This window comes from Natrarchaeobius oligotrophus (genome assembly GCF_003841465.1).
In the GTDB taxonomy this organism is placed as follows: domain Archaea; phylum Halobacteriota; class Halobacteria; order Halobacteriales; family Natrialbaceae; genus Natrarchaeobius; species Natrarchaeobius oligotrophus.
The window spans coordinates 72,083-79,653 of record NZ_REFZ01000015.1 but is presented as its reverse complement, the minus strand read 5'-3'; the positions used below and the strand labels follow the sequence as shown (position 1 = coordinate 79,653).

General features: G+C 61.8%; 6 protein-coding genes and 1 pseudogene. 4 read left to right on the top strand and 3 right to left on the bottom strand.

Annotated features, from left to right (window positions below):
* The coding region (locus EA472_RS17415) for a TFIIB-type zinc ribbon-containing protein (RefSeq protein WP_279387186.1) at positions 1 to 307 on the bottom strand (307 nt) is incomplete at its 3' end.
* Positions 308 to 560: 253 nt separating this feature from the next.
* On the opposite strand from EA472_RS17415, the gene EA472_RS17410 reads away from it, so the two are divergent.
* Positions 561 to 1,274 (top strand): MBL fold metallo-hydrolase, encoded by a 714-nt coding sequence (locus EA472_RS17410; RefSeq protein ID WP_124192785.1) that lies wholly within the window; start codon positions 561 to 563, stop codon positions 1,272 to 1,274.
* A 180-nt stretch (positions 1,275 to 1,454) separates the two neighbouring features.
* Here EA472_RS17410 and EA472_RS17405 read toward each other — a convergent pair whose 3' ends face one another.
* Both EA472_RS17405 and EA472_RS17400 read right to left on the bottom strand, forming a co-directional pair.
* Positions 1,455 to 2,546: a DNA topoisomerase IV subunit A gene (locus tag EA472_RS17405; protein WP_124192784.1), complete on the bottom strand. Its 1,092-nt coding sequence runs from the start codon at positions 2,544 to 2,546 to the stop codon at positions 1,455 to 1,457.
* Positions 2,543 to 5,008, bottom strand: a complete 2,466-nt coding sequence (locus EA472_RS17400) for a DNA topoisomerase VI subunit B (RefSeq protein WP_124192783.1) — start codon at positions 5,006 to 5,008, stop codon at positions 2,543 to 2,545. Before EA472_RS17400 ends, EA472_RS17405 begins: the two co-directional genes overlap by 4 nt.
* Positions 5,009 to 5,465: 457 nt before the next feature.
* Here EA472_RS17400 and EA472_RS17395 point away from each other — a divergent pair, with 457 nt between their 5' ends.
* The 3 genes and pseudogenes from EA472_RS17395 to EA472_RS17385 all read left to right on the top strand — a co-directional run bounded on the left by EA472_RS17395 (position 5,466) and on the right by EA472_RS17385 (position 7,570).
* Positions 5,466 to 6,143: a helix-turn-helix domain-containing protein gene (locus EA472_RS17395; RefSeq protein WP_124192782.1), complete on the top strand. Its 678-nt coding sequence runs from the start codon at positions 5,466 to 5,468 to the stop codon at positions 6,141 to 6,143.
* A 141-nt stretch (positions 6,144 to 6,284) separates the two neighbouring features.
* Positions 6,285 to 6,566, top strand: a pseudogene (locus tag EA472_RS17390) (DUF7344 domain-containing protein); the annotation flags it as partial.
* A 353-nt stretch (positions 6,567 to 6,919) separates the two neighbouring features.
* The gene (locus EA472_RS17385) at positions 6,920 to 7,570 is read left to right on the top strand and encodes a helix-turn-helix domain-containing protein (protein ID WP_124192780.1); all 651 of its coding nucleotides are present in this window, start codon (positions 6,920 to 6,922) and stop codon (positions 7,568 to 7,570) included.
* Position 7,571: the final 1 nt, after the last annotated feature.

Sequence of the window (7,571 nt, the reverse complement as noted above, 5' to 3'; positions counted from 1 at the left end):
CTTTGTCCTGCCAGCCGATGTTGGTCGAAAGCCCCTGGTCGTGCATCATGTTGGTGGTGGGGGCACCGACGCGGCTCTTTTCGTCCTTTTCGGCGGCGTCGAAGGCGCGCCACTCGGGGCCGCGGTCAATCTCGCCTTCCTCGACGACGAGGCCGCAGTCCTCGCAGACGGTCTCGGCGTGCTCGGCGTCGCTGACGAGCCGTCCGCTACACTCCGGACAGCGCTCTCGCTCGTCCGACCGGGTCGTCGTCTGCTCTTCTTCCTCGGTTCGCTCGTTCGAATACGTTCGAAGGTTGGTATCTGTCATGGTGTATCGGGTGGGTTACTCGGGGCTCCCGGGTGGGGTAACCAGAAGAAACCCGGTCGCCTCGGCTAACGTAGAGTAAGGCCGTAAGGCATATAAGTCTTACGCCTACTTTATAAACTGAGCGGCAATCTGTTTATATGTGTTCCGGTATATATGTATTGATCATGTAGGTTAGTGCGCCGATTCGTTCGCCGCTTGGACACCGAAACGAGGAGGCGAATCCTTTTCGATCCGCTCGCACGAACGGTGTCACATGACCGTCCGATTCGGCGCGGTAACGATCGACTGGTTCGGCCTCGCGAGCGTCCGTCTCGAGGGCCAGACCGGTGCCGTCATCTACGTCGATCCGGGTCCGGAAGCGTACGGGGTCCTGGACGACTACACTGCCCGCGACGGCGATCTCATCCTCGTATCACACGACCACCATTACGATCCGGAGTCGATCCGTCGCGTCGCTCACGAGGACGCGATCGTCGCCGTTCACGAATCGATCGACGCACGCCGGATCGATCGGGTCGACGAACGACCCGAGGAACTGCCGTACGCGGTCGAGCGCGTGGGCGACGACGAGTCGTTCGTCCTCGGCCCCCTCGATCTGTTCACGACGCCGGCGTACAACGAACCGGCGGGCCCGCACACAGACGCCGACGGAACACCACACCACCCGGAGGGCGCAGGCTGCGGATTCGTCGTCACGGTCGACGGCGTCTCCGCGTTCTGGCCCGGCGACACCGACGTCCTTCCGTTTCACGAGGAGATGGACGTCGACCTCCTCGTGCCCCCGATCGGCGGAACCTTCACCATGAACCGCCGCGAGGCCGCCGAACTCGCCGGGGCGATGCGACCCGATCTCGTGTTGCCGGTCCACTACGACACGTTCGACGAGATCGCGACGGACGAGGAGGCGTTCGTGGTCGACGTCGCCAGTCGCGGCGTCCCGGTCGTCCTCGAGGATCCCCGGCCCTGACGTCACCCTGAAAAGCGGTTTCGATGACGGGATCGAGAAGGCGGCCTCACCGACGACGCTCGCTACGGACCGCTGTAAGCCAGTTCCGGAGCGATCGCACGCGCGTCGCGGTTACATCGGTACGTCGTCACGACGGACCGGGTGAAGCTGGCGTTCGTCGAAGGCGACACGACTGCGCGGTTAGATGATTCCCATCTCGTCCAGCCGTTCCGGGAGGTACGTTTCGGTGACGAAATCGAGACCGTGGGAGGCGAGCGACTGCTGTTCGGACTTCTTTTCGATCTCGAGCTGTAACTCGATCTGTTCTTCCCAGTAGTCGGTCTGGAACCGGGGGTCGTCCAGTTCGCTCTCGAGGGCGTTGACGTCGGAGTCGGAGAGCGGATCGGTCGGAAGATCGTACTCGACGATGTCGGCGGGCTGGATGCCGATGTACTTGGCCTCGGGCGTCGCGAGGTACTCCGAGAGATGTGCGGATTTGATCGATCCGTACGCGACCGAGCCGTAAATCCGGTACGACCACGGGTCACCGTCTGCGAAGACGGTGACGGGAAGCTCGAGTTCGTCGTGCAGTCGCTTGGTGATCCGTCGGGTCGCTCTGGCCGGCTGCCCTTTGAGGTGGACGATCAGGGCGTTGTACTCCTCGTCGAAGCCGTTTTCGACGAGGCGATCCCGCATGCCGCCGGTCTCGACCGCGAGGATGAAGTCGGCGTCGTTGTCGAGGAACTCGATGGTGTCCGGATTGTTCGGGATCTGGTAGCCTCCTTCGCCGACGTCCTCCTGGCAGTGGATCTCGCGCTCCCCGCGGCGGGTCTGTTCGCGCAGGTGAAGCGGCCCCATGATCGTCGCTCCCGACTCCTCCGGGCGCATGTGGAAGTCCTCGCGGGTGACCCCCGAGACGATCTCGAGGTCCTCGATCAGCCCGTTCGACTCGTCCTGATCGGAGAACTGCGCCTCCTCGTTGTCCCAGCTCTCCGAGAGGTAGTAGAGTTCACGCAGCGTCGACGAACGGTCCTCCTCGAGCTGGTTCGCGAGGAACTCGATCGTGTAGACCGCCTTCAGGAGCTTCCGTGCACCCCGGACGGAGTTCGCCGAGCGCGTCGACTCGCGATCGCCGTACACCCAGACGCTCTTGTCCTCGTCGTACTCGATGTTGCTTTTCGTCCGCGTCGGCACGGACATGTGGGGGATCTCGCCCAGTTCGAACTGGTCGTAAAACTGTGCGGCGAGATCGATCAACTGCTCTCTGGCCTCCTGGTTGGTGTCTGCGCTCATTGTTTCACCGTGAGTTTCTCCGTTTCGACGCCCTTGACGTCGAGGTCGAACGTTCCGTCGGCCGCGATCTCGTACTCGAGGGCGGCGTCGCCGCCGCTTTCGACGTCCGGTTCCCACTTGACGAACCACTCGCCGTCCATCTCGACGACGGTCGCGCCGTCCGAGAGGTTGCGCGGTTCGGCGGTGACGATGTCGGTGATTTCGAGCGACTCGTTCGTACTCGAGTTGTTCTCGACGACGACCGAGACGGACTGGCCGTCGCCGTTCCGTTCGACCTCGCGCTCGACGAGGACGTTGTTCATGATGCGAGCGATCGCGTCGTCGATGTTCGGCTCCGCGCGTCCGGTGACTTCCGCCACCTTCTCGGCCATCTCCGGCAGGATCTTCCCGAGGACGTTCTGTTTCTTGCGTCGCTTTTGCATCGAGCGGCGCTTGTTCAGGTAGCTTTTGAGCTCGCGGGCCGCCTCGCGGATCGCGAGTTCGATCTCGTCTTCGATCTCGGGAACGTTCGCGACGGCGTCTTTGGACTCGCTCGTGAACGGGACGTTCGTCGAGGCGACGTGGACCATGATCACCGCCGGCCCGTTCGGCAGCCCCGAGCCCCCGGGCTGGTCGAGCCCGTAGTTTCGCCAACCGATCGATCTCACGACGTCTGTGGTCGCACACGCGCCGCGCTGATAGACGAGCGGAACGCGGTTCGCAAAGCGGAGGACGTCGACGCTTCCCTCCGCCTCGAGTTCGCCGCCGTAGGCGATGCCCGCCTCGACGATGAACGGATCGCCGCCGTGGACCTCGGCGTCCCGCGTCGACGACGCGTAGAAGTCGGCGTCGAACTCCTTTTCGAGTCCCGCCTCGATGAGTTCGGCGCTGATGGGTGAGAGACAGCGCGTCGGCGGAGCCATGATGTCGGTCTCGCGCATCCCGTCGACGAGGTCGCTGCTCGCGTCCCGGTCGCTCTCGAGTTCTCGAACCAGCGGCGGATCGTCGGGAACCGTCGCCATCACGTTCCAGACGGCGTCGACGACGTTCTCGCGGGCGGTGTCTCCGAATGCGACGTCGTCGTACTCCTCCGTCAACTCGGCGGCCCGATCGACGTGGTCGCGAAGCGTCCGACGCGTCAGGCGGTGGCGGACGTCCTCCTCGCCGGCGTCCTCGAACTTCGCCGCGAGCCGCTCGGCGAACGCGTGGACGACTTCGTCGTCCTTTCGCGTACTCGTCGCGTCGTCGACGAGTTCGTAGAGGTCGGCGACGAGCCTCGAACCGTCGGGATCCGCCGCCGCTACGTCGGTGGCGTCGTCCTCGTCGTCGACCGCATCGATCAGCACGAGCCAGACGGCTTCGACGGCGTTCTCACGGACCGTCTCGCCGAACGTCGTCCCGTGCTCGGCTTCGACGGCCTCCGCGGCCGCCTCCACGTCCGCGCGCAGTTCGTGGTGGGCGATCCGGTCGCGGTCGTCGACGGCCTCGGCGATGGCGTCGGCGAAGGCGGCGGTCGCGTCGGCACCCTTGTTGGCGGTCGCGTCGGAGACGGTCGACTCGAGCTCGATCCCTTCGTGCGCTGCCGGCGATCGCCAGCGCATCTCGCGGCCGTAGTGACGGTCGCGGAAGGCGTCGATGACCGAGTCAGCCGTTTTCTTCCCGACCCGCGTGAACTCCTCCTGCAGGAATCCCGAGACGGTGTGGGAGTCGGTCGCCGCGAGCATCTTGATCACGGTGCCGAGTTCGACGCCGTGTGGGTGGGGGCGAATCTCCTCGGTCTCTTCGGGGAGCTGGTCGGTCGCCCGTTCGAACTTGAACTCCGCCTTCGGCTCGCGCAACTCGAGGCGGGCGTGGGGGTTGACGACCGCCGTGTGCTTGATGTAGTCGTGGAGTTGTTGACGAGCGCGCATGTTCGCCTCCATCTCGAGTTCGATCCGAGTGCCGTGCGGGCGGTCCCACGAGGTCGTGCGCTCGACGCTGATTTCGGGTTCGTTGTCGTCGGTGTCGACGATCAGCTCGAAGTACTGCGCCTCGCTTTCACCCTGCGTTCGGCTGGTGATCTTCGCCGGTTTCCCGCTCGTAAGTTGAGAGTAGAGCACGGCCGCGGAGATGCCGATCCCCTGCTGTCCGCGGTTTTGCTCGCGAACGTGAAACCGCGATCCGTACAGCAGCTTCCCGAAGACTTTCGGGAGCGACTCCTTCGTCAACCCCGGCCCGTTGTCCTCGACGATCAGTCGGTAGTAGTCACCGTCCTCCTGGATTTCGACGTAGATGTCCGGGAGAATCCCGGCTTCTTCCGCGGCGTCTAGGGCGTTGTCGACGGCCTCCTTGACGGCCGTGACGAGGCCTCGAGCGCCGCTGTCGAAGCCGAGCATGTGCTTGTTCTTCTCGAAGAACTCGGCGATCGAGATCGCCTGCTGGTTCTCGGCCAGCTCCTCGGCGATCCCCGGCTCCTCACCGAGTGTCGACTGGAACGACGTCATTGTCCCCTCATACTAACGGCGGGGCTAAAAGGTGTGCGTTACCGGAGTGAAAGTGAATGCGAAGCGAAGGCGGTGTGACCGAACGTAGGCAGACTCGGATCGTCGCCGCTCCCGTCGGGGCCGGCGGTCGCCGTCGACGTCGGACGGACCGCTGTAACTGCCAGAGCGCGACAAGAGTTACACACGTTCGAAGTGGCTGATCGCTAACGTGTCGAAATCAGCGGGCAAGATACGGGGCGCGAACGTTGCTACATCAGCGAATGAAAGTCACGCCATTTCGCGCCGTAAATTTATTAGATATGCATTACTAATACCGGGGAGTTATCTCTCCGATCCGTGTATTCCCACGAGTAGATCTGTGAAAGGATTGTCCCAATGAAAACCTCTTGACACCTATTCAATCGGAACCCCCCCGTTCAACGGCGAGGTCTATGAGGCTGGGTCGCGTACCTGTCCTATGAGTGTCGTCCTCGAGCTTACCATTGACGCGGATCAGTTCCAGCTTGGCGACACGCTCTCGGGCGTATCGGACACAACCTTCGAACTGGAACGAATCATCCCGACGGGAAGATACGTTCACCCGTTCATCTGGCTTACTACGGAAGCCGAACTCGACACCGTGGTATCGACGTTTGAAACACAACTCACCGGGAGTCCATCTGTCAACGAGGTTCTGCTACTCGATAAGATAGAGAACGGAGCGTTGTACCGGATCACGTGGGTCAATCCCACGGAAGATCTCATCGATGCGCTCATTCAGACAGATTCTACAATCCTCGAAGCGCGCTCTCAAACGGGAACTACGTGGGAATTTCGCGTTCGGTTCGCCAATCACGACGATTTGGCGCAGTTTCAAAACATCTTGTCCGTTCACGACGTCAAGATCCATATCAACCGAATCTACACGTTTGCTAACGTAACTGACGAACGGCGCCAGTTCGGGCTTTCGGCCGAACAACGAGAGGCGTTGGTACTTGCACTCCGGAGAGGGTATTTCGCAACGCCAAGTGAGGTGAGCCTCGGTAAGTTAGCAGATCAACTCGACATTACGAAACAGGCGGTTTCGGCACGGATTCGAGGTGGGAACGAGAAGGTTCTCGAAGCCACGTTGCTTTCTTCGACGGCCGGTGACTAGGCAACACTCCACACGAGCGTTAAAAATAGTTTGACTGGTCAACGAAATTCTTTATTTCACGTTGACTGATAGTGCCAATCGCACAATGAGCGATTACTCCCATCGGCCACGACATCGCTAAGTGACGTATTCGATGTCCTCAGCCATGGTTCCCGGCGACGAATTCTCTTGGAACTGGCCGATGAGAACCCACGAACTGAGGATGAGTTCGAGGTCACAGAGTTCGTAGCTGACGACGACAGCCTCAATCAGTTCAAACTAGAACTCTACCATACGCATCTCCCGAAACTTGCAGATTCGGGCTTCGTCGACTGGAACACTCAAACTAAAACAATTACGCGAGGGTCCCAGTTTGATGAAATTGAGCCACTTCTCACGTTGCTTACCAACCACCAAGACGAACTCCCTCTTGACTGGCCGTAATCCTGTACCAGCCGTTGAGCGTGTGACGTATCTGAGTTGTCCCAACGGAGCACATCAGCAACGAGTTCACTGGATCTGGTGTGAGACGATCCATCCGCTGTCTCTCGTAACGTACCAACCACCGGAAGACAGTCCGTCGAACGTATGCCTTCGTTTGCCAATCACCACGTATGTCGGTGCGACCGTCCACGATCGACGGTTGCTCCGGACCGGAGACGACAGTCCGTATCGGCCCTCGATCCGCCGCCAGGGCGGCTCGCAAGGTGGCTGGCGGCGGAAGCCACCCTGTCCACCGCGAGCGACCCCGCAAAGCTTTATCCACGAGCGAAACTTTGACCCCCACGAGAGGGCACATGGATCCCGACGACCACCGAAGCAAGAGTGAGAGCGGCGAGAACGGGCCACTCGAGGACGACGAGGCGGTCGTCGACGAGGCCGAGGGGGTGCGACAGACGGCAGTCGAGGAGGTCGACCAGCGGATCGTCGATCTCCTGTCTTGGATCCTCGACACGGAGACCCGCGCAAAGATCTACGTCCACCTGCTTGCAAACCCCGGCAGCACGTCCGAGGAGGTCGCGAAGGGGACGGGACTCTACCCGAGTACGGTCCGCGAAGCGCTCGCGGAACTGCACGACGAGGAACGCGTCACGCGCGAGAAACGGGCGAGCGAAGGCGCCGGAAACAACCCCTACGAGTACCGGGCGATCCAGCCCAGCGAACTGGTCGGCGGCGTCGTCGATCAGGTACAACGGGAGCTGAACACGATTTTCACGCTCGATCGAGTCCTCGACCGCGACGAGGACGCCGACGTCGACGTGCGGGAAGACGCCGAACCCGTGACGATCACCGTCGACGAGACCGATTCGTTCCCGGGCGAGATTCGACGCGTCGAGACCGAAGACTCCGAACGCGACGCGCTCGACGATTCCGAATCGGACGTCGAGGTCGAGAGCGCCAGCGAAAGGGACGCGGAACTCACGGATTCGGACGAAGAGACGTCGTGAT

Coding starts and splice junctions, on each gene's coding strand:
- EA472_RS17405 (WP_124192784.1), bottom strand. CDS start 2,546: ATGAGCGCAGACACCAACCAGGAGGCCAGAGAGCAGTTGATCGATCTC.
- EA472_RS17410 (WP_124192785.1), top strand. CDS start 561: ATGACCGTCCGATTCGGCGCGGTAACGATCGACTGGTTCGGCCTCGCG.
- EA472_RS17385 (WP_124192780.1), top strand. CDS start 6,920: ATGGATCCCGACGACCACCGAAGCAAGAGTGAGAGCGGCGAGAACGGG.
- EA472_RS17395 (WP_124192782.1), top strand. CDS start 5,466: ATGAGTGTCGTCCTCGAGCTTACCATTGACGCGGATCAGTTCCAGCTT.
- EA472_RS17400 (WP_124192783.1), bottom strand. CDS start 5,008: ATGACGTCGTTCCAGTCGACACTCGGTGAGGAGCCGGGGATCGCCGAG.